The 20,302-nt window shown below is 64.8% G+C and carries 15 protein-coding genes; 12 read left to right on the top strand and 3 right to left on the bottom strand.

Translation table 11 applies throughout. From position 1 onward, the window contains the following. The first annotated feature begins 63 nt into the window (after positions 1 to 63). The 11 genes from WJU17_RS07195 (at position 64) to WJU17_RS07145 (ending at position 15,226) form a co-directional block, all read left to right on the top strand. The gene (locus WJU17_RS07195; RefSeq protein WP_346326651.1) at positions 64 to 717 is read left to right on the top strand and encodes a phosphoribosylanthranilate isomerase; all 654 of its coding nucleotides are present in this window, start codon (positions 64 to 66) and stop codon (positions 715 to 717) included. Next, positions 714 to 1,934, top strand: coding sequence for a tryptophan synthase subunit beta (trpB, locus tag WJU17_RS07190; protein WP_346326650.1), 1,221 nt, complete (start codon positions 714 to 716; stop codon positions 1,932 to 1,934). Before WJU17_RS07195 ends, trpB begins: the two co-directional genes overlap by 4 nt. After that, a complete protein-coding gene (trpA, locus tag WJU17_RS07185) occupies positions 1,931 to 2,791 on the top strand; it encodes a tryptophan synthase subunit alpha (protein ID WP_346326649.1) in 861 nt (286 codons plus the stop codon). The genes trpB and trpA overlap by 4 nt, the downstream gene beginning before the upstream one ends. Next, positions 2,788 to 3,705, top strand: coding sequence for an acetyl-CoA carboxylase, carboxyltransferase subunit beta (gene accD / locus WJU17_RS07180; protein ID WP_346326648.1), 918 nt, complete (start codon positions 2,788 to 2,790; stop codon positions 3,703 to 3,705). Before trpA ends, accD begins: the two co-directional genes overlap by 4 nt. Further along, entirely contained in the window at positions 3,702 to 4,964 is a 1,263-nt protein-coding gene (locus WJU17_RS07175) for a folylpolyglutamate synthase/dihydrofolate synthase family protein (RefSeq protein ID WP_346326647.1), read from the top strand. Before accD ends, WJU17_RS07175 begins: the two co-directional genes overlap by 4 nt. A 74-nt stretch (positions 4,965 to 5,038) precedes the next feature. Next, entirely contained in the window at positions 5,039 to 5,365 is a 327-nt protein-coding gene (locus WJU17_RS07170) for a 2Fe-2S iron-sulfur cluster-binding protein (RefSeq protein WP_346326646.1), read from the top strand. A 183-nt stretch (positions 5,366 to 5,548) separates the two neighbouring features. After that, positions 5,549 to 5,809, top strand: coding sequence for a helix-turn-helix transcriptional regulator (locus WJU17_RS07165; protein ID WP_346326645.1), 261 nt, complete (start codon positions 5,549 to 5,551; stop codon positions 5,807 to 5,809). A 13-nt stretch (positions 5,810 to 5,822) separates the two neighbouring features. Continuing rightward, positions 5,823 to 7,553 (top strand): sulfate permease, encoded by a 1,731-nt coding sequence (gene sulP / locus WJU17_RS07160; RefSeq protein ID WP_346326644.1) that lies wholly within the window; start codon positions 5,823 to 5,825, stop codon positions 7,551 to 7,553. 137 nt (positions 7,554 to 7,690) lie between these two features. Then, positions 7,691 to 12,826: a hypothetical protein gene (locus tag WJU17_RS07155; RefSeq protein WP_346326643.1), complete on the top strand. Its 5,136-nt coding sequence runs from the start codon at positions 7,691 to 7,693 to the stop codon at positions 12,824 to 12,826. Positions 12,827 to 13,005: 179 nt separating this feature from the next. Then, a complete protein-coding gene (locus tag WJU17_RS07150; RefSeq protein WP_346326642.1) occupies positions 13,006 to 13,752 on the top strand; it encodes a hypothetical protein in 747 nt (248 codons plus the stop codon). 100 nt (positions 13,753 to 13,852) lie between these two features. Next, positions 13,853 to 15,226, top strand: coding sequence for an aromatic ring-hydroxylating dioxygenase subunit alpha (locus WJU17_RS07145; protein ID WP_346326641.1), 1,374 nt, complete (start codon positions 13,853 to 13,855; stop codon positions 15,224 to 15,226). Positions 15,227 to 15,232: 6 nt separating this feature from the next. Here the strand turns inward: WJU17_RS07145 and WJU17_RS07140 are convergent, their stop codons facing one another. Next, positions 15,233 to 16,477, bottom strand: coding sequence for an SLC13 family permease (locus tag WJU17_RS07140; RefSeq protein WP_346326640.1), 1,245 nt, complete (start codon positions 16,475 to 16,477; stop codon positions 15,233 to 15,235). Between the two features lie 216 nt (positions 16,478 to 16,693). Here WJU17_RS07140 and WJU17_RS07135 point away from each other — a divergent pair, with 216 nt between their 5' ends. Further along, positions 16,694 to 18,475 carry an SLC13 family permease gene (locus tag WJU17_RS07135; RefSeq protein ID WP_346326639.1) on the top strand — a complete coding sequence of 594 codons (1,782 nt, stop codon included), beginning with the start codon at positions 16,694 to 16,696 and terminating at the stop codon, positions 18,473 to 18,475. A gap of 6 nt (positions 18,476 to 18,481) precedes the next feature. On the opposite strand, the gene WJU17_RS07130 is transcribed toward WJU17_RS07135, so the two are convergent. Both WJU17_RS07130 and WJU17_RS07125 read right to left on the bottom strand, forming a co-directional pair. Beyond that, positions 18,482 to 18,667 carry a hypothetical protein gene (locus WJU17_RS07130; RefSeq protein ID WP_346326638.1) on the bottom strand — a complete coding sequence of 62 codons (186 nt, stop codon included), beginning with the start codon at positions 18,665 to 18,667 and terminating at the stop codon, positions 18,482 to 18,484. A 105-nt stretch (positions 18,668 to 18,772) separates the two neighbouring features. Further along, positions 18,773 to 20,266 carry a wax ester/triacylglycerol synthase family O-acyltransferase gene (locus WJU17_RS07125; protein WP_346326637.1) on the bottom strand — a complete coding sequence of 498 codons (1,494 nt, stop codon included), beginning with the start codon at positions 20,264 to 20,266 and terminating at the stop codon, positions 18,773 to 18,775. Positions 20,267 to 20,302 lie beyond the last annotated feature (36 nt).

Genomic DNA, 20,302 nt, shown 5'->3' with positions numbered 1-20,302 from the left:
GACCGTGGGGTTGCGGCCGGTGGCGCAATCCCTATAGTGCCCGCTCCTGTGCCGGACCTCATCATGGCCATCGACATCAAAATATGCGGCGTCAACACCGCCGAGAGTCTCGCGGCGGCCGTGCGGGCGGGCGCGAATTACGTCGGCTTCGTCTTCTATCCGCCATCGCCGCGCGCCGTGACGCCGGAGCAGGCGGGCGCATTGGCGCTTGTTGTTCCTTCCTCCGTCCGCAAGGTCGGCCTCTTCGTCGACCCGTCGGACGAATTACTAGCCCAGGTGCTTCGAGCGGTGCCGCTCGATGTCGTCCAGCTCCACGGCGAAGAAACCCCCGAACGCGTGCGTCAAATTCGTGAGCGCACGGGAAAACCAGTGTTCAAGGCGATCCGTATCGAGACACAGGACGATGTGTCGCTGGCCCATACCTATGAAGATTCGGCGGATTTCTTGCTGTTCGATGCGAAACCCCCTAAATCTATGCCCCTCTCGTTGCCTGGTGGAAATGGCCTCGCCTTCGACTGGGGACTGATTTCAGGCGAGCGCTGGAAGCGGGGATGGATCCTGTCCGGCGGCCTGACGCCGGACAATGTGGCCGACGCGATGGAGCAAAGCGGGGCCACCTTCGTTGACGTCTCATCCGGCGTCGAGGACCGGCCGGGTCTCAAGAGCCCGGAAAAGATCGAAGCGTTTGTAACTGCCGCACGGAATGCCAAGCCATGAACAAGCCTGACCGGCCCAATTCCTACCGGAGCCTGCCGGACTCCGAAGGCCATTTCGGTATCTTCGGCGGCCGCTATGTCGCCGAAACGCTGATGCCGCTCATCCTCGATCTGGAAAAGGCCTATGCCGACGCCAAGGCCGACCCGGCGTTCCGGGCGCAGATGGACGACCTGATGAAGAATTTCGTCGGCCGTCCCAGTCCGCTCTATTACGCCGAGCGGCTGACCGAGCATTTCGGCGGCGCCAAGATCTACTTCAAGCGCGAGGAGTTGAACCACACCGGCGCGCACAAGATCAACAACTGCATCGGCCAGATCCTGGTCGCCCAGCGCATGGGCAAGAAGCGCATCATCGCCGAGACCGGCGCGGGCCAGCATGGCGTGGCGACGGCGACGGTGGCGGCGCGCTTCGGACTGGAATGCGTGATCTTCATGGGCGCCACCGACATCGAGCGCCAGAAGCCCAACGTCTTCCGCATGAACCTGCTGGGTGCGCAGGTGGTGCCGGTTCAGTCCGGTGCGCGAACCCTCAAGGACGCCATGAACGAGGCGCTCCGTGACTGGGTCACCAATGTGGACACGACCTACTACCTCATCGGCACGGCGGCTGGCCCGCACCCCTATCCGGCCATGGTGCGCGATTTCCAGGCGGTTATCGGCCTCGAGGCGCGCGAGCAGATTCTGGAAGCCGAAGGCCGGCTTCCCGATACGCTGATCGCGGCGGTGGGCGGCGGCTCCAACGCCATCGGCCTGTTCCACCCGTTCCTCGACGACGAGAACGTGGCCATGATCGGCGTCGAGGCGGCGGGCCACGGTATCGAGACAGGCCAGCACGCGGCCTCGATCAGCGCCGGCACCGTCGGCGTGCTGCACGGTAACCGCACCTTCCTGCTGCAGGACGATGACGGCCAGATCACCGAGGCGCACTCCATCTCCGCCGGTCTCGACTATCCGGGCATTGGTCCGGAACATGGCTGGCTGCACGATATCGGCCGCGTCCAGTATGTGGGCATCACCGACAAGGAAGCGCTCGACGCGTTCCAGACCTGCTGCCAGCTCGAAGGCATCATTCCGGCGCTGGAGTGCTCGCATGCGCTCGCCCACCTCGCCAAGATCGCGCCGGACCTGCCCAAGGATCACATTATCGTTGTCAATCTGAGCGGACGCGGCGACAAGGATATCTTCACAGTCGCCGATGCACTTGGGGTGAAAATTTGACGACGACCTCCGGCCGGATCGAACGCCGATTTGCCGCCCTTCGCGCCGAAGGGCGCGCGGCCTTCGTATCCTTCATCACCGCGGGCGATCCTACTCTCGACCAGTCCGAGGCGATCCTGGCCGGATTGCCGGGAGTGGGCGTGGACATCATTGAACTGGGCATGCCCTTCACCGATCCCATGGCGGACGGTCCGGCGATCCAGGCCGCGGGCCTGCGGGCGCTTGCCGCCGGACAGACCCTGCGCAAGACGCTGGGCATGGTGGAGCGGTTTCGCAGGACGGACAACGACACGCCTATCGTCCTGATGGGCTACTACAATCCCATCTACAAGTATGGCGTCGATGCCTTCCTCGCCGATGCGGTCGCGGCCGGCGTGGATGGCCTGATCGTCGTCGATCTGCCGGCCGAAGAGGACGCCGAGCTCTGCGAGCCTTCGGTCCGGGCCGGCATCCGGTTCATTCGCCTGCTGACGCCGACCACCGACGACAAGCGGCTGGAACGGGTGATCGCCAACTGCAGCGGCTTTCTCTACTACGTCTCGGTCACCGGCATCACCGGCGCGGCCCAGGGCGCGCAGACATCGGTCGGCGCGGCGCGCCAGCGCTTCGCGGCCAAGAGCGACCTGCCGGTCGTCGTCGGCTTCGGCATCCGGACGCCGGAAGCGGTCGCGGACATCGCCGCCGTCGCGGATGGCGCCGTGGTCGGGTCGGCCATCGTCGATCGTGTCGCGCAGAATCTCGACGCCGGCGGCCAGCTCCGTGCCGGCGGGGTCGAGGACGTGCTCGGCTTTGTGGCCTCGCTCGCCTCGGGCGTGCGTCAGCCCAAACCGGCAGCGGCTGCTGGAGGCGCCCGGTGAACTGGCTCAAGAAGGTCCGCCCCAAGCTCAGCACCATCTTCCGCCGCGAGCGTCCCACCTCGGAAGAGGCGAAATGGGACACCTGCGTCAATTGCGGCCAGATGATCTATCACAAGGAAATGGTCGCGGCGCAGTATGTCTGCCCGCATTGCGGCCACCATCACAAGATGCCGCCGCTCGAGCGGCTGGGCGCTCTTTTCGATGGCGGTGCCTACAGCCAGATCACGGTGCCGAAGCAGACCGACGATCCGCTGAAGTTCCGCGACAAGAAGAAGTATATCGACCGCATCAAGGCGACGCGGACCGAGACCGGCCAGCAGGACGCGGTGATCGCGGCCGAAGGCAAGATCGGTGGCATCCCGTCGGTGATCGCCGTCCAGAGCTTTTCCTTCATGGGCGGCTCGCTCGGCGTGGGCGCCGGTGATGCGTTCGTCGCCGGCGCGCTCCATGCGGTGCGCGAGAAGGCGGCTTTCATCATTGTGACCTCGTCGGGCGGCGCCCGCATGCAGGAAGGCATCCTGTCGCTGATGCAGATGCCGCGCACCACCGTGGCGATCCAGATGCTGCGCGAGGCGAGGCTGCCTTATATCGTCGTGCTGACCGACCCGACCACGGGCGGCGTCACCGCTTCCTACGCCATGCTCGGCGATATCCAGATTTCAGAGCCGGGCGCGCTGATCGGCTTCGCCGGACCGCGCGTGATCGAGAGCACGGTGCGCGAGCAGTTGCCCAAGGGCTTCCAGCGCGCCGAGTACCTGCTCGAGCACGGCATGATCGACATGATCGTCCACCGGCATGAGCTGGCGGACAAGCTTGCGGCCGTCTTGCGGCTGCTGATGGACGGCGCCCGCGACGACCGGCCGCTCGCCCTCGCGCCGCCGGCAAAAGCTCGCCGGGGAGCCGCCGCGACTTGAGCAGCGACCAGCTTCTCGCAAGGCTGCACAGGCTCCATCCGAAACTCATCGATCTGTCGCTCGGACGCACGGAGCGTCTGCTCACGGCACTGGGCAACCCCGAGCGCCGGATGCCGCCGGTGCTGCATGTGGCCGGCACCAATGGCAAGGGATCGACCGTCGCGTATCTGCAGGCACTGCTGGAAGCGGACGGGAAGAGAGTCCAGACTTATACCTCGCCCCATCTGGTTCGCTTTCATGAGCGGATCAGGCTTTCGGATGGCCTTATTTCCGAAGCCCGGCTGGTCGAGGTCCTGGAGCGGTGCGAAGCGGCGAATGACGGCCAGCCCATCACCTTCTTCGAGATCACCACGGCCGCCGGCTTCCTCGCCTTCGCCGAGGACGAGGCCGACTATTGCATCGTCGAAGTGGGTCTCGGCGGTCGTTTCGATTCGAGCAATGTGCTGGAGCGCCCCCTTGCCAGCATCATCACGCCCATCGGGCTCGATCATCAGAGCTTCCTTGGCGATACCATTGCCGCCATTGCCGGCGAGAAAGCGGGAATCATAAAGCCGGGCGTGCCCGTTTTCTCAGCCGCTCAGGAACCCGAGGCTCTGTCGGTCATCGAGGCGGCCGCACGGCGTGCCTCGGCGACTCTGTGCGTCGCCGGGCGTGACTGGACTGCGCAGCCGGAAAATGGTGGCTGGCGCTTCGGCGATGCCAGCGGCGCTCTGAACTTGCCGATCCCCGCGCTGAGCGGCCCGCACCAGATCGGCAACGCGGGTCTGGCCTTGGGCGTGTTGCGGCGTCTGGGCATCGCGCCATCACCGGAGCGGATCGTGGACGGATTGCGCCGTGTCCGCTGGCCAGCCCGGTTGCAGCCAATTGATCGCGGACCGTTGTTCGAGCTGATGCCGCCAGGTGGAAGGCTTTGGCTCGATGGCGGCCACAATCCTCATGCCGCTGCCGTTCTGGCGGCGGCCTTCTTCGGCCGCAAGCTGCACCTGGTCGTTGGTATGCTGGAAGGAAAAGACGCCCAAGACTATCTGCGCGTTCTGGCGCCGGTGGCGGCATCCGTCGCGGCCGTGCCGGTTCCGGATGAGCTTTGCCACGATCCCGCGGACCTTGCCCGCATCGCGTCGGGGCTGGGGATTCCGGCGAGCGCCCATGCGGACGTGGCCGATGCGCTTGCCGCCGGCGCGTGTGACGAGGCGATGATCTGCGGCTCGCTGTATCTGGCCGGCCATGTGTTGCAGCTGTCTGGCCTGATCCCCGACTGAGCCCGCGCGCCGCGCATGATTTCCCGGCACGGAGACAGTATGGTCTGCGGGACGAAACAGTCCGGGGAAAACCGATGCCCACCATCCGCTATGTGGAACATGATGGAACCGTGCACGAGACGGAGGTCCCGGTCGGCTGGTCGCTGATGGAGGCCGCCTCACGCAACGGCGTTCCCGGCATTCTCGGTGATTGCGGCGGCTCCTGCGCCTGCGGGACCTGTCATGTCTATATCGACGGTGCCGGGGCGGCATTGCTCAAGCCCATCGATGAAAGCGAGGACATGCTCCTCGAATATGCCGTGGACCGGCAGGCAGGAAGCCGGCTCGCCTGCCAGATCGAGGTGACGGAGGCGATGGACGGATTCACCGTTAGGACGCCAATCCGCCAACACACCGAATAGTCGCCGGGGCGGACTTGTCCGCCCGGAGGAAAGCGATTCCGGGCGTTCAGGCCCGCATCGTTCGTTTGCGCTTGAGAGCTGCATTGCGGGTTGTCGGTTTCTGCATATCAAAGATGATGTATTAAACATGTATAAGAAGGCAACAGACATGACTAATGCTGTTCCAGCCGTGGAGGGTTCTGTTTGATCACGTCGTCGCAGATGCGTGCTGCCCGGGCGTTGCTGGGGATCGATCAGCGGCGTCTCGCGGAACTGTCGGGCGTTTCCCTGCCGACCATCCAGCGGATGGAAGCCAGCAAGACCGAACACGTCAGGGGCGTGGTCGACACGTTGACCAAAGTCGTCGCCGCGCTGGATGCCGCCGGTGTCGAACTGATCGGCGAACATGCCGAAAGCCGTTCGACGGGCAGGGGTGTTCGCCTGAAGTTTCCCGAAGGCCGTTAGAGGGCGCACCGTCATGAACCGCACCGACGAGGACAGGTCACAGCGGACATGGCACCTTTACATACCCAAGCTCTACAGCCTGCTGCGGCGCGGCTATGGCTGGGACGATCTGCGTCATGACGCCGTCGCCGGCCTCACCGTGGCCATCGTCGCCCTGCCCCTCGCCATGGCGCTGGCCATTGCTTCCGGCACCACGCCTGACAAGGGGCTGATCACGGCGGTCGTCGCCGGGTTCCTGATCTCCGCGCTGGGCGGCAGTCGGGTCCAGATCGGTGGGCCGACCGGGGCATTCGTGGTGGTCGTCTTCAATGTCATCGCCGAGCACGGCTATGATGGACTGGTGGTCGCCACCCTGATGGCGGGCGCCATGCTGATCGTGGCCGGACTCGCGCGCTTCGGCACCTGGATCAAGTACATCCCCGAACCGGTGATCACCGGTTTCACGGCGGGTATCGCCGTCATCATCTTTTCCAGCCAGATCAGGGATCTGCTCGGCTTGTCCATGGACAGTGTCCCGGCAGACTTCTTTGCCAAGTGGCAGGCGTTCTGGAACGCGCGGGACACCATCGATATCGCCAGTACCGCCATTGCCGCGGGTGCGCTGGTCGTCATTCTCGGTCTCAGGCGCTGGCGGCCCAAACTACCCGGCTTCCTGATCGCCGTCGCGCTATCGGCGTTCGCGGTGTCTTTGCTGGCGCTGCCGGTCGACACGATCGGCTCACGGTTCGGTGGCATTCCCGATCATCTGCCCGTGCCGTCGCTGCCGTCGGTCACATGGCAGGAGATGGGTGCGTTGCTGCCCAGCGCCTTCACCATCGCGTTTCTGGCGGGCGTGGAGAGTCTGCTTTCCGCCGTTGTCGCCGATGGCATGACCGGCTACCGGCATCGCTCCAATTGCGAACTGGTGGCGCAGGGCGTCGCCAATTGCGCCTCTGCCGCGTTTGGCGGCTTGCCGGCCACGGGCGCGTTGGCCCGTACCGCCACCAACGTGCGCAGCGGCGCGCGCACGCCCGTGGCGGGCATGCTTCATGCGGTGTTTCTGCTGCTGTTCATGCTCGTTCTCGCGCCTCTGGCGTCGTTCGTGCCCCTGGCCAGCCTTGCCGCCGTGCTGGTGATCGTCGCCTGGAACATGAGCGAGGTGCATCGTTTCCGGGCGCTCATGTCAGCGCCCTGGGGCGACAGGATCGTGCTGCTGGTGACGTTCGCATTGACCATTGCCGTGGATCTGACCGTCGCCATCGAAGTGGGCGTGGTGCTGGCCTCCATCCTGTTCATGCACCGGATGAGCGAGGTAGCGGCGATCGGTCCCGCCGGCGCCGCGGTCATCGAGCAGGACGAGGATGATTTCGCGCCCGGTGCCATTACGCCCGACCAGCGTGCCGATCTGCCGGCCGGCGTGGAGGTTTTCCAGCTGCGGGGTCCGCTGTTCTTCGGAGTGGCCGGGCGCTTTTCGGACGTCATCGAACGGATCGGCACGACGCCGCGGGCGATCATCCTGCGCATGAGGGATGTGCCGATGGTCGACTCCACCGGCGCGGGACGGCTCAAGGCGTTCGCGGAGCAGTGTCGACGCAACGGCGCCGCTCTGATCCTATCCGGCCTGCAGCCCCAGCCCCGCGACGTGCTGGAGCGGATGGGCGTGACCGGGAGCAACCTGTATCGAGCCCCCGATTACGTAGAAGCGATCGCTCTCGCCACGCGCCTCACGCGTGATCCGAGTGAACGATCTGGCACCGGACTGTGAATTTTTAACGATCGTTACGTTCGCGGAGTGGCACACGGGAGTTTAATACGGTACGCTTCTTTTAGACGAGGAGTTATCCGAGTGGGGCTGGTGGCGTGAGGGCGCCATCCGTCCATTGGGCATAGAAGGGGGCTACCATGAAGTTCAATCGCATTCTTGCGACGGTGAGCGCCGTTGCATTGACGACCGCCGCCGCGGTATCCGGCGCCAAGGCCGACAACGTCCTGTTCGATCTCACGGCTTTGCCGCTGCCGGAGCTGAACGCCGCACCGGCCAGCGCCAGCGTGGTCGCCGTATCCCAGTTCGACGTGAACGTGTTGTTGCAGGCGACGACCGACGGTGTCCTTAAAGGCATCCCGGTAATCGCCGGCCCGCAGGATTTTGGCGGCGGCACCGACAGCGTGACCGTCGATCTGAACGAAACCTATGCCGAGGCGATCGGCAACACGAGCATTGCGTCGGTCGACCTGATCACCGCGACGGGCGCGGGCCTGACGAGCGCGGCGACGGCGGCGACCTTGCAGGGCAATCTGGTCACGACCACTGGCACCGTTGAGTCCACCGTTTCGGCTTCGTCAACCCGGGCATTCGTCGAAGACCTCGGGGCGGGCAGCAGCATCGTCGTCGATGAGAACACGATCCGCGCCGACTCGACCGCCAATCTGGCGACCACGCAGGTCATCGGCGCTCTCAATCCGGCGCTCAGCAGCACCGAGCTCGGCGCGTCGACGGCGACGGCCGCCGGGATGGAAAGCGGCGCGACGGTGCTCGCGGCGACGATGCAGCTCACCATTGACCTGGATACGGCGAGTGCGCTCGTCACGTCGTCGCGCATCGGCGCGCTCGCCATCGTCGATACGGAAGCCGCGATAGAGGGCATTCCGCTTTCGGTGTCCGACAATTTGGCCAGCGCCATCTTCACCGGCAACCAGTCGACCAATCTGGTCGACATCCAGAGCGCCATCGTCACCTTCAACGGTTCGGCCGGCGCCGCCAATTTCCAGACCGCCTCGGGCGCGGCCGGCTTCGGCGCCATCGTCGGCGACGACCCGGCGACAGCCGATCCCGCCATCGAAACCGTGGTCATCGAGGTGGGCGACTCCGCCAATCTGACGACCATCGCCGATCTGGATGGCAGCTCCGTCGCTTTCGAGGGCAACGATATTCTTGCCGCGACGACGGCCAACACGTCGCGCAACACCGTGCGGCTGGCCGATGACATCAGCATCGCCGGCACGGCGGCCACCGGTGGTCAGGTCAATGGCGCCGGCGGTGGCGTCAGCATCATCAACGCGGATCTGTTCGTGCAGAACCTGCAAACGAGCACGGTGGTGGCCGGCGCGGCGACGGGCGACGACGATGATGGGCAGAGCATGCTCAACGTCCTCACCGAAGACGTCTATGGCTCCACCATCGCGGCGAACGGCAACGGTATCGCGACCAGCGCCACGGGCAACAACGCGATCAACGCGATTGATGTGGGCGACTCGGCCACGTTCGAGGCCTTTGTCGGCATCAACACGGTACAGCTGGACAGCGCCCTGCAGGTCGCTTTTGGCTTCGGTTACCTGACGGTGGATGTCGCCGGCGACATCGATACGCTCGGCGCCGCCGCTGGCGAGGTTATCTCGAGCGCCATCACGGTCGACGGCAACAGCTTCTCGGCGGACGCCATGGCGAACAGCCAGTCCAGCGCGCTCGACCTGACGGGCGGCACGATCACGGGCCCTGGCGGGGTAACGGGTATCGCCAGCGACCGGAGCGCCGGCAACAGTTCGGTCGCCGCCGACTTCAGCGTCTATAATGCGCAGCTGGTCGATGGGCAGGACACGATCGGTGTCGCGTCGGCACAGGCATCTCTTCAGACGACCGTTAATGTCAATGTGATCGAGACGGGCGGACTCGCGGGCTCGGAACTTGTCGACTCCAGCCTGAGCGTCTCTTCGAACGATCTGGGCGCCCTGGCCATCGGCAATCTGTCGACCGAAGCCAGCATCTCCGTGGACGCCACCAATTTCGCGGGCACCATCGGCGTGATCAACGATCAGTCGGTGCTCAATCTCACCCAGCTCACGGCATCGGTCGAGGATATCGACGGCGATGGCCTGGTCGAGGTCGAGGTCAACCCCGAGACGCTGAACAACAGCGCCATCAACGTCGATAACAACAGTGTTTCCGCGCGCGTGTGGGGCAATCTGGCGGATTCCAGCACCAACGCCATCAGCGTGACCGGCGTGACCGTCGACGGCAGCACAGTCCCGTCGATGAGCCCGCTCACGACCGTCAACCGGACCTCCGATACCGTCAGCATCACCAACAGCACGGCTGATTTCATGCTGGTAAATGATCAGTCGGTCGAGGATCTCGAAGACGCGGTTGTCACGGCGTCCAACACGCCCGGCGATTTCGTGTATGTCGAGCTTGGCGGCGACACGGCCGACTCGGTGATCACCGACATCCAGGCGACGACCAACGATAATGCTTCCCTGACCAGCGCGACGCTCAATCAGTCAACCTCGCGGATTGGCGTGGCCGCGACGACTCTCGACGCGTCGATGGCGCTGACCAACGTGCAGACCATCGCCGACGAGGACAATGATAACCTGTCCGCCGGCATCGACGTCGACGTGGACGACAACGACATCGAGATTCATCTTGAGGCCGGGACGCAGGCCATGTCGGACGTTTCCGCCCAGATCAACGACAACACCATCACCGCGAGCGGCCGGGCCAACATGGCCAGCAACGCCATCACCTTATCTGCTCAGACGATGATCGTCTCGGAGGTCGCGACGTCCGGAACCGAAGAGAGCGTCGCGCTGGGCGATAACACGGCCGCGCGGGGCCAGGTGACGTTGGTGAATGATCAGTTCATCGACGCCATGAATGGCATCAATGTCCTGCTGGAGGACTCCGATATCTACATCCAGGCCGACGCGAGCATCGATACCTCGCTCGTCGACAGCGACTTCCAGGTTGAAGGCAACGCGACGCTTGCCCTGGCCGCGGGTAATGATGCGGCGAACGGCATTAATCTGAACGTCGGCACCTTTGACCTCAGCAACGCCGAGGTGGGCGGCGGCGCCTTGAATGGGCCGATCGCCAGCCTGGCCTCCAACCAGAGCGGCATCGACGCAAATGCCAGCATTTCCGCCGAGGTACTCGAGCTGCGTAACGCGATCGAGGCACTTGGCCTCGAGGATGTCGTCGATGGCGTCAGCATGAGCGTGGATGAAAACAGCATCCGCGCGCTGGCTCGGTCGAACAATGTCAGCAACGTGCTCACCGTGACAGGCACGACCTTTGACAACGGCGCGACCGGCTCCACGCCTTCGGCATCGGTCATCGGAACCGTTGGTGGCGACATCACGCTCGATCAGACCAGCTTCGCGCTTGGTTCCCGGCAGATCAATGACTATGTGGTCGGCTCCTCGGTGACCGATGCGGACATGTTTATCGAGATCTACGACGCCGATACGATCGATGACACGGCGTTGTCGGTCAGCGGCAACGCGCTGGTCTCCGAGGCGCGCGCCAACGATGGCATTAATACACTGACCACGAATTTCACGACCAATGGCGCTCAGAGCTTCGTGGCCAACGTTCAACTCGGGACGGAGAGCGATGCGCAGATCAACGCGGAACTGACCGGCGTCGACGTCTATATCGACGCCGAGGACGGGGTCACCATGACTGCCTCCAGCCTCGCCGTCGACACCAATGCGATCGCCGCGCTGTCCTCGGCCAATCGTGCGACGAACACGCTCGGCGCGAACGGCACCAATATCGTCAGCGGCTCCGGCGTGGGCCCGACGACCATCGTGGAAACGGGCAATGGCCCGGATGTGCAGCTCATCACGGATTTCGGCCTCGTGAACGTGCAGGGCGCCATTGAGACCGATTCCGACGCGGACACCGAGACCTACGCATTTGTGGAAGCGGTCACCATCGACGCCTCGGTTACCGAAGCCATATCGGGCTCGGTGAGCGTGGACAACAATCTTGTCCTGGGCCAGGCGATCGAGAACAGCGCGACCAACACGCTGGCGCTCGTGGCCTCGGCCAATGTGGGACAGGTGGGCGACACCCCGAGCGCGATCCTGGTTTCGCAGCAGTTCGTTTCCGACGACAACACGGTCGAAACGGACGTGCTCGATGTTCAGATCGGCGCGCTGGAAAATGAAATTGAAGACGTCAGCGCCGCCGGCAGTGTCGCCGTGACCGTTGACGGAAACGATGTCATGGGCCAGGCGATCGCCGGTACCGCCACCAACACGCTGCGGGTCACCGCCGGCGCCGAAATCCTGGGCAATGGCGCGACGCCGTCGGCGACCCTTGGAGACGTGGTGGACGATCCCGTCACCCTGAACGCGGATTACACCCTGCTCAACATTCAGCTGGGCAGCGCCAGTAACGGCGGCGATCTCGACATCGACACCGAAGTGGATACGGTCCTGATCGGCGCGACGATCAATTCGGACATGGTCAACGACAGCCTCTCGATCGACAACAACATGGTCGCCGCCGAGGCCGACGGCTTCCTGTCGTCGAACCGCATCGCCCTGACGGCCGGCTCATCGAGCGACGCGACGGCGCAACTGGCCAATATCCAGGGCATCGGCATCGACGAGGACATGGATATCGAGGCCGACTCCAGCAACGTCGATATCATCGGCACGCTCACGGGCAGCGGTCTGGACAACAGCTCTCTGACCGTCTCGGGCAACACCGTGACCGGCGACGCCAGCGGCAATACGGCGCTCAACGCCCTGACCACGACGGCGGCTGCCACCCTGCAGGAAAGCAGCGGCGCGGGCAGCGTCATCGATCTGGCGGCGGCGTCGCAGATTTCGGTCACCGGATCCGACTATTCGGTGCTGAACTCCCAGTCCGTCGACGGCTCGGTGATCAATGGCGGCATTGATCTGGTCAACATCGGCGCCGACGACCTGAGCGGCGCGAACGGCGTCAATGACAGCAACGTCGAGGTCAATGGCAACACGGTTCTCGCTTCGGCCAGCGGCAACGACGCCACCAGCGCCCTGGTGCTGAATACGGGAACGTTCCAGCATCCGTCGGCGTCGGTCGCCAGCCTCCAGGCCAACAGCGACGCCACCATCTCGGCCGACATCAGCAGCGTCAACGTGGGCATCGGCCTCGGCGGCGGCCTGATCTCCGGTCCCAGCAGCAACAGCTCGCTGACGGTGCGCGGCAACGTGGTGGGCGCCAGCGCCGTGGGCAACAGCGCCACCAGCTCTATCTCGGGCAACTAGTTTTCTCATCCAACAGGTCGCGAGGCCTGACTATGGGGCCGGAACGCAAGTTCCGGCCCTTTTTTTGTCCGTCGCCGCAGGCCTTTGAACAGTAACATGCTGGAATTCCTGCCCCTTCGTCGCTAGGCTGGCTCTGGAGGTAACCGTCATCGCCAGATGACGCCAGGCGAGGGGGGCTTATGAGACATGTCCGGGTTCACGGGGCGGCTTGCGTCCTGGCACTGGCGTTGTGCGCCGGCGCGATCCCGGCACGTGCGCACGGTGCGCTTGCCGATCCCGCCGCGCCGCCGGCACTTGAGGCGGCCGCATCGAACGAGAGGGCGGAAGCCATAGCAGCTTCGGGGTTCTCAGGTGACCCATCCGGACTGTTCACGGCGGTCGACGGCGAGCAGGCCGACCACGTCCTCGGCCTCGCCATGATCATGGCCGACGTCTTTGCCATTGCCTCTGGCCGCGATGGGCTCGGTCCGGCGGAGAAATATACCGCTGCCGGCGCTTTGGCGCGGGTGGAAGCGAGCGCGGTCGCCGTGCTAGAAACTGGTGTCGCGGATGTGGCGCGGGACGGCGGGCTGGTGGCCGGCGCCGCGTCTCCGGATCCAGCCGCCCTGGTGGCCGGCGCAACGCCATACTTGGCCGCGAGCAGCGACCGGGGCGACGGCCCAGGCCCGTCCGGCGAAGCGCCCGAGAGCGCCGCCCTGGTCCTGGACAACGATCATACGCTCGAGAACGTGGCTCTGCCGGCCATGATCTCCTTCGCCGTCAATAACCGGCCCTCGCCGATGCCGCTGCAGGCGGTTCAGATCGAGCGGGCGTTCACGCCAGCGAGTGGCCCGTCCGCTCCGCGGCCGCTGGAACAGCGTCATGACGCACCATTCAATGTGGCGGTCGATGGCGGCGATCCGGCAGGCGCGATCAACGCCAACTGATGTCCCCGGAGCAAGGCGCCGCCTTGGCGGGGTGCGTCTGGCCATTTGTCCGAAGTCCTGTCATGCTTGAGATTATGCACGCATGCTGGGGAGAATGCGCATGAACGTCCAGGCTCACGAGACCCTCGAACCGGGCGAGGCCCGCTGTCCCGGGCCCAGCACCCGCGACCTGATCCTGCGCGATGGCTGGAATGTCCCGCCCGAGTTGGTCACCGAGAGCTATGAATTCCTCGGCGACGAGGACATTCCCTACGAACGCTATACGTCCAGGGCGCTGTTCGCGCGGGAAATGGAAAAGCTATGGCCGAAGGTCTGGCAATGGGCCTGCCGCGAGGAACACGTCCCGGAGGTGGGCGACTATCACGTCTACGACGTGGGCAACCACTCCATTCTCGTCATTCGCGTGGCAGAGGACGAGATCAAGGCCTATTATAATTCCTGCCTGCACCGCGGCACCCAGCTGCGCCCGTCCGACAGCACGGGCAGCGTGACCCAGCTGAGATGCCCCTTTCATGGCTGGACCTGGAATCTGGACGGATCCTTGCGGGAAATTCCCTGCCGCTGGGATTTTCCGAAAGTGACCGACGAGGCGTTCAGCCTGCCCGAGGTGAAGGTGGCCCGCTGGGGCGGGTTCGTTTTCATCAACATGGACCCGGACGCCATGCCGCTCGAGGAGTACCTCGAGGTACTGCCCGCCCATTTCGCCAACTGGCCGCTGGATCGCCGCTACACCGCCGTCCATGTGCAGAAAATTCTTCCGGCGAACTGGAAGGCCGCGCAGGAGGCGTTCGCCGAGGCCTATCACGTGCTGGAAACCCATTCCCAGGCGCTCTACACCGCCAGCGACGCCAACGCCCAGTATGACGTATTCGGCGAGCGCACGAGCCGCTTCATCCATACGGTCGGCATCCCCAGTCCCCACCTCACGGAACCGGTCAGCCAGGAAGAGATCCTGAAGCGGATGCGAGGCGGGCAGGGCGACATGGATATTCCGCTCGGCGGCACCGCCCGCGCGGTGGTCGCCGACCATTTGCGGCAGGCGCTCGGCGAGGCCTACAAGATCGACCTGTCGGCGTGGAGCCCGTCCGAGCTGATGGACTCCATCCAGTACCACCTGTTTCCGAACACCTATATGCACTCCGGAATTACGCTGCCGCTGATCTATCGCTTCCGGCCCAATGGGATGGATACCGAGAGCGCCATTTTCGACATCCTGGTCCTGCGCCCGATCCCGGAAGGCGAAGCGGCTCCTGAACCGCCCGAGCCGGTGAAACTGGGCGTCGACGACTCGTATCTCACCGTTCGGGGGCTCGATCCCGGACTGGCGCAGGTCTACGACCAGGACACGAAGAATCTCGGCATGCAGCAGCGGGCCTTCCACAACCGGGGCAAGCGCGGCGAGACGCTGGGCAACTACCAGGAAATTCGTATCCGCCGGATGCACAAGACGCTGGATACCTATCTGCGCGCCTGATTGGGCTCAGAACGGGGCCACGCGCGCCAGCCAGGGGTAGACCAGGCTCATCCAGCCATAGGCAACGGCCAGCGAGGCCAGAGTGACCGGTACGCCGATCCGGGCATAGTCCCGGAAGCCGATGGCGACGCCCAGAGCCCTGGCGCGCTCGACGGCGATGATGTTGGCCACGCTGCCGACGATCAGGAAGTTGCCGCTCAGTGTGCTGAACAGCGACAGGGCATGCAATGTCTCGGTCGTCCAGCCGGGGACGATCGACAGCAGCAGCATCACCAGCGGCACGTTGCCGATGGTATTGCTGCCCGCCAGCGACACCGCGGCGATGGAGCCGAGGGACCGGGGATCGGGTAACGCGCCCGTCCAGTCCCGCATCATGGCGCTGTCGCCCAGCGCGCCGGTCACCACGAACAGCCCGGCGAACAGCAACAACAAGGGCCAATCGACCTCTCCCAGCAATTGCCTGGTGCCGCGGCTGCGGCTGAGCAGCAAGGCCGCCGCGACTCCGAGCGACCACAGGCCGCGATCCTCGGTCAGGGTGAAGATCGCCAGCACGGCAAGGGTGGCGGCGATGGCCTTGGTCAGGGCAGGGCGGTCGAGGGTGACGGGTTTCGGCTCCGGCGCCGGCGCGACGGCTCCTGCGTTCCCTGCGGGGAACATCCTCGAGCACGAGACGACGATGTGCACGACGACAAGGGCAAGGAGCGCCGGCGGCAGACATGCGAGCACGAACGGCCAGAACGCGAGCCCGCCGCTTTCACCGATCAGCAGATTCTGCGGATTGCCGATCAGCGTCGCGGCCGAGCCGGCATTGGCGGCGCAGGCCAGCGCGATGACATAGGGCCGGGCGTCCAGTCCCCGCCGGCACAACCCGCCGATCAGCAGCGGCGTCATCGCCCACACCACGACGTCATTGGTCAGCAGCGCCGACAATCCGCCGCCCGCCGCGATGACGAGCGCCAGCAGCACCCGGGGCGAGCGTCCGTGCGACGCAAGCCCGGCGGCGATGCGGGCGAAAAGACCGCTGACGGCGAACTGGCCAGACAACACCATGAGCGTGAACAGGATGGAAAGGGTCGGAAAGTCCACCGACGCGAACGCGGCCGCGCCATCCACCGCACCGGTTACCAGCAGGATGATGGCGCCGATCATGGCGACACCGGTGCGGTCGACTGCCAGTCCGGGCCAGCGGCCAAGGGCCATGCCCACATAGACGGCAACGAAGACGGCAAGGACGATCCAGTCGTGAGGCATGCTGGCCTTTGCGGGTCAGGGTTGGAGACCGCCGTTGTAGCACGGCGGGATCACAGGCTTCCCGGCCTGTTTTCTTATGACTTGACGGCGGATCGTCCGGCAGTCGATATCAGCATACCCGAAACAATGACGGCGATGGAGACTGCCGTATCCGCCAAGTGGGGCCGCCCGCTCCGCGCTCATCCCGCGACCACCCAACGGATCAAGAATCGGACCATGGAAGCTCTGGCGCCCTACCTCGCCATCGGCGTGCTCATCGCCATGCTCGCGCTGTTTGCCAGCGAGAAATACCCGCCCGAAGTCGTCGGGATCGGCGGAGTCGCCCTGTGTCTCGCGCTCGGGCTGATCGACACCAAGGGCATGCTGTCCGTCATGTCGAACAGCGCGCCGGTCACCATCGGCGCCATGTTCATGCTGAGCGCGGCGCTGGTCGCCACCGGTGTGCTGGACAAGGTCAATCGCCTGATCAAGCGGCTGGCCACGACCATGCCGGTCGCGGTGTTGCCCATCATCCTGGCGTTCACCATGGCGGCCTCGGCGTTCGTGAACAATACGCCGCTGGTCATGGTGATGATTCCCGCCATCCTGGCGCTGGGCCAGCGGCTGGGCAAATCGCCGTCCAAGATGATGATCCCGCTGTCCTATGCGGCCATTTTGGGCGGGACCTGCACGCTGATCGGCACATCGACCAACATCCTGGTGGACGGCGTCGCCCGCGCGCAGGGGCTCGAGCCGTTTCATATCTTCGAGATTTCGCTGCTTGGCGTCATCGTCGCCACCGCCGGTGGCCTGTTTATGGCCGTCGGCGCGCCCTGGCTGCTGCCGGACCGCACGACCGTCGCGTCCGTGCTGGGCAGCCAGCGCAAGCAGCGCTATCTGGCCGATGGCGTGGTGCCGGAAGGCTCGGGACTGATCGGCCGCAGCCTTTCCGAGATCGACATGTTCCGCAACCGAGGGCTTCGGGTCATCGATATCGTGCGCGGCGACCGCTCGAACCGGGACAACATGGACCGGCTGGTGATCCGTCAGGGGGATCGGGTGGTGTTCGAATCCACCGCCGTCGAAGTGCTCAGCCTGCGCGGCGAGAAGCATCTCGACCTGGGCCCGGCGGGCGACCTGACTGCGGCCGGCGAGCGTGCCGCCATCATCGCCGAGGCGCTGGTCGCGCCCAACAGCCCCATGATCGGCCAGTCCACCACCGACCTCCGTTTGCGCCGGCGCTATGGCAGCTACGTCCTGGCGGTGCACCGGCACGGCGAGAATCTCAAGGGCCAGACCAGCACGGTGCGTTTCGAGGCGGGCGACACGCTTTTGCTGGAAGGGGCGCCCGAGGATCTGGCGCGCCTGGCCGAGGACATGGACCTGCTGAACCTGTCCGAGCCCACCGAACAGCCGCTGCGGCGGCATCGAAGCCCGATCGCGGCGCTGACGCTGATCGCGGTGGTGGCGCTGGCCACCATCGATTTCATGCCGATCGCCGGTCTTGCCGTCCTCGGCGTCGCCATTGTCCTGTTCACGCGCTGCATGGGCGCCAAGGAAGCCTTCGCCGCCATCGATGGCCGGCTGCTGGTCCTGATCCTCTCCATGCTGGCGGTGGGGCAGGCGCTGGAGGATTCGGGCGCGATGCAGATCATCGTGAATGCCTGCGTCCCGCTGATGACCCATCTGCCGCCCTGGGCGGTTCTGGCGATCCTTTATGCGCTGTCGTCCATCCTCACCGAATTGGTGACCAATAACGCGGTGGCCATCGTCATGACGCCCGTTGGTATCGGCCTTGCGCACCAGCTCGGCCTTGATCCGCGCCCCTTCGTCATCGCCATCATGTTCGCCGCCAGCGCCAGCTTCGCGACGCCCATCGGCTATCAGACCAATACGTTGGTCTATGGGCCGGGGGGCTACCGCTTTGGTGATTTCCTGCGGATCGGCGTTCCCATGAACATTCTGGTCGGCATCGTGACCGTCACGGCGATCACGATCTTGTGGCCCCTCGGAGGCTGACGGGACTCAGTCGCCGCAACCATCCTCGTCAAGGGTGATATCGGTTTCGTTCCACGCGTGCACGGTCCCGCAGCGCGGACACGGCATGGACTCTCCGACAAATCTGGCTGCTTCCAGACCGTCCCAGTCGATATCCATGCCGGTGTAAATCATCCGGCCGGTCTCCGGGCACCTGATCATCGCTCGAGACATCGCTTCCTCCGCCTGGCGAGAAGTGAGGCTCTAGGTTACCACAGGCGCCGGCCCGGAGCGAGTCGTCTGCAAATCTTTTAATCAATCCGAATACATGATCAATAATTAACCAGATTTGGTGGTTTTACGTTTCCGCGTCGTCTTCGCCGGGGCGGGCGCGGGCTTCGGCGCCGTCGCGGCCCTCAACTCCTCGAACGCCCGGTTCAGACACTCCTGGTAGAAGGCGGGATCGGGCATGACCTCCCGGTCCGACATGGCGGTGATGCTGAGCTTGCCATTATAACTGAGTATGCCGTGGAACAGCGTCAGTCCGTCCTGGACGATGCCGAGACTGAACTGGTTCACCATCTCCGCGCCGCAGAAATACAGCGGATATTGTGGCCCCGGGACGTTGGTCAGCACCGTGTTGACGATGGGCTGCATGCGCGTGGCGAGGCCGAGCGAACTGGCGAGCCGCGACGCGAGTCCCATGGTGACCGACGGGATGAACTGGTTGATGTCGGTCATCAGCTTGGCGCCGATGGCATTGGTCAGCTCCTTGGAGTTGGCCGCCGAGTCATGCACGGCCTGAAGGCGGGCGCGCGGATCCTTGAGATCGGTCGCCAGCGAGACCAGCATGCCGGTCACCTCGTTTCCCGGCGTCGCGGCCGTGGACAGCGAGGCGGTGTCTTTCGATGCGCGAACCGCGATGGGCGACAGGGTGATGAGCGGCTTGTCGGGCAACTCGTTCTTGTCGAGCAGGTAATGCCGGAGCGCACCGCCGCCGATCGCCAGGATCACATCGTTGATGGTCGCGCCCGCGACGGTATTCTTGATGGCCCGCAGGTCGGCAATGGGAAAGGACGTCGCGGCGATGACCCGGTGTCCCGATACGTTGCCGTTGAAGCGGGTTCGCGGCACCTGGGCAATCGCTTCGGGAATGTTGAAGCGGTTGCTCGACAGACCTTCCATGAGGCGCTGCGCCGCCGGCGACACCTCGCCCAGCAGCTGCATGAACTTCATCGGCTGACCCAGATTGTTCAGATAGGTGCGGGTCAGCAGCTCGATCTCGTTTGGGGCCGGCTGCGGCGTCCATGGCACCGGCGCGGGATCGGGCGCATCGGCTTCCTGTTCATGGATCGCGGTCGCCATGGCCGTGCCGGAGACGCCGTCGATCAGGGCATGGTGGGTCTTGGTGACGACGGCGAAACTGCCCGGTGGCAGGCCTTCCACATTGTCGAGGCCCTCGATCACGTAGAACACCCACAGTGGCCGCGCCATGTCGAGCGGGCGGTCATAGAGGCGCGAGGTCTGAATCAGCAGCTGGCGCCAGTCTCCCGGCTTGGGCAGCGCCATGTGCCGTACGTGATATTCGATGTCGAATTTGGAGTCGTCGACCCAGTAGGGATGATCGAGGTTGCCTGGCACGTGCAGCAGCTTCTGGCGATATCGCGGCACCAGATGCAATCGCGCCGCCAGATGGCGGAGAATCTGCTTGAAGGTGACGAGCCCGCCGGGCGCGGTCGACTGGTTGTAGATGTACAGTCCGCCCACATGGTTCGCGACGCGCTCGTTCTCGGTGTAGAGGAACGAGGCGTCCTGCGCGCTGAGCTGGTCCATGGCTGTCTCCCGTTTGCCGTGCGTATTCCTCTCGAT

Source organism: Iodidimonas sp. SYSU 1G8 (assembly GCF_039655775.1).
Taxonomy (GTDB): domain Bacteria; phylum Pseudomonadota; class Alphaproteobacteria; order SMXS01; family SMXS01; genus RI-34.
This window is presented reverse-complemented; position numbering and strand designations above follow the sequence as displayed.

Coding starts and splice junctions, on each gene's coding strand:
- WJU17_RS07135 (WP_346326639.1), top strand. CDS start 16,694: ATGGAAGCTCTGGCGCCCTACCTCGCCATCGGCGTGCTCATCGCCATG.
- WJU17_RS07150 (WP_346326642.1), top strand. CDS start 13,006: ATGAGACATGTCCGGGTTCACGGGGCGGCTTGCGTCCTGGCACTGGCG.
- WJU17_RS07145 (WP_346326641.1), top strand. CDS start 13,853: ATGAACGTCCAGGCTCACGAGACCCTCGAACCGGGCGAGGCCCGCTGT.
- trpB (WP_346326650.1), top strand. CDS start 714: ATGAACAAGCCTGACCGGCCCAATTCCTACCGGAGCCTGCCGGACTCC.
- WJU17_RS07170 (WP_346326646.1), top strand. CDS start 5,039: ATGCCCACCATCCGCTATGTGGAACATGATGGAACCGTGCACGAGACG.
- WJU17_RS07140 (WP_346326640.1), bottom strand. CDS start 16,477: ATGCCTCACGACTGGATCGTCCTTGCCGTCTTCGTTGCCGTCTATGTG.
- WJU17_RS07130 (WP_346326638.1), bottom strand. CDS start 18,667: ATGTCTCGAGCGATGATCAGGTGCCCGGAGACCGGCCGGATGATTTAC.
- WJU17_RS07155 (WP_346326643.1), top strand. CDS start 7,691: ATGAAGTTCAATCGCATTCTTGCGACGGTGAGCGCCGTTGCATTGACG.
- WJU17_RS07125 (WP_346326637.1), bottom strand. CDS start 20,266: ATGGACCAGCTCAGCGCGCAGGACGCCTCGTTCCTCTACACCGAGAAC.
- WJU17_RS07195 (WP_346326651.1), top strand. CDS start 64: ATGGCCATCGACATCAAAATATGCGGCGTCAACACCGCCGAGAGTCTC.
- sulP (WP_346326644.1), top strand. CDS start 5,823: ATGAACCGCACCGACGAGGACAGGTCACAGCGGACATGGCACCTTTAC.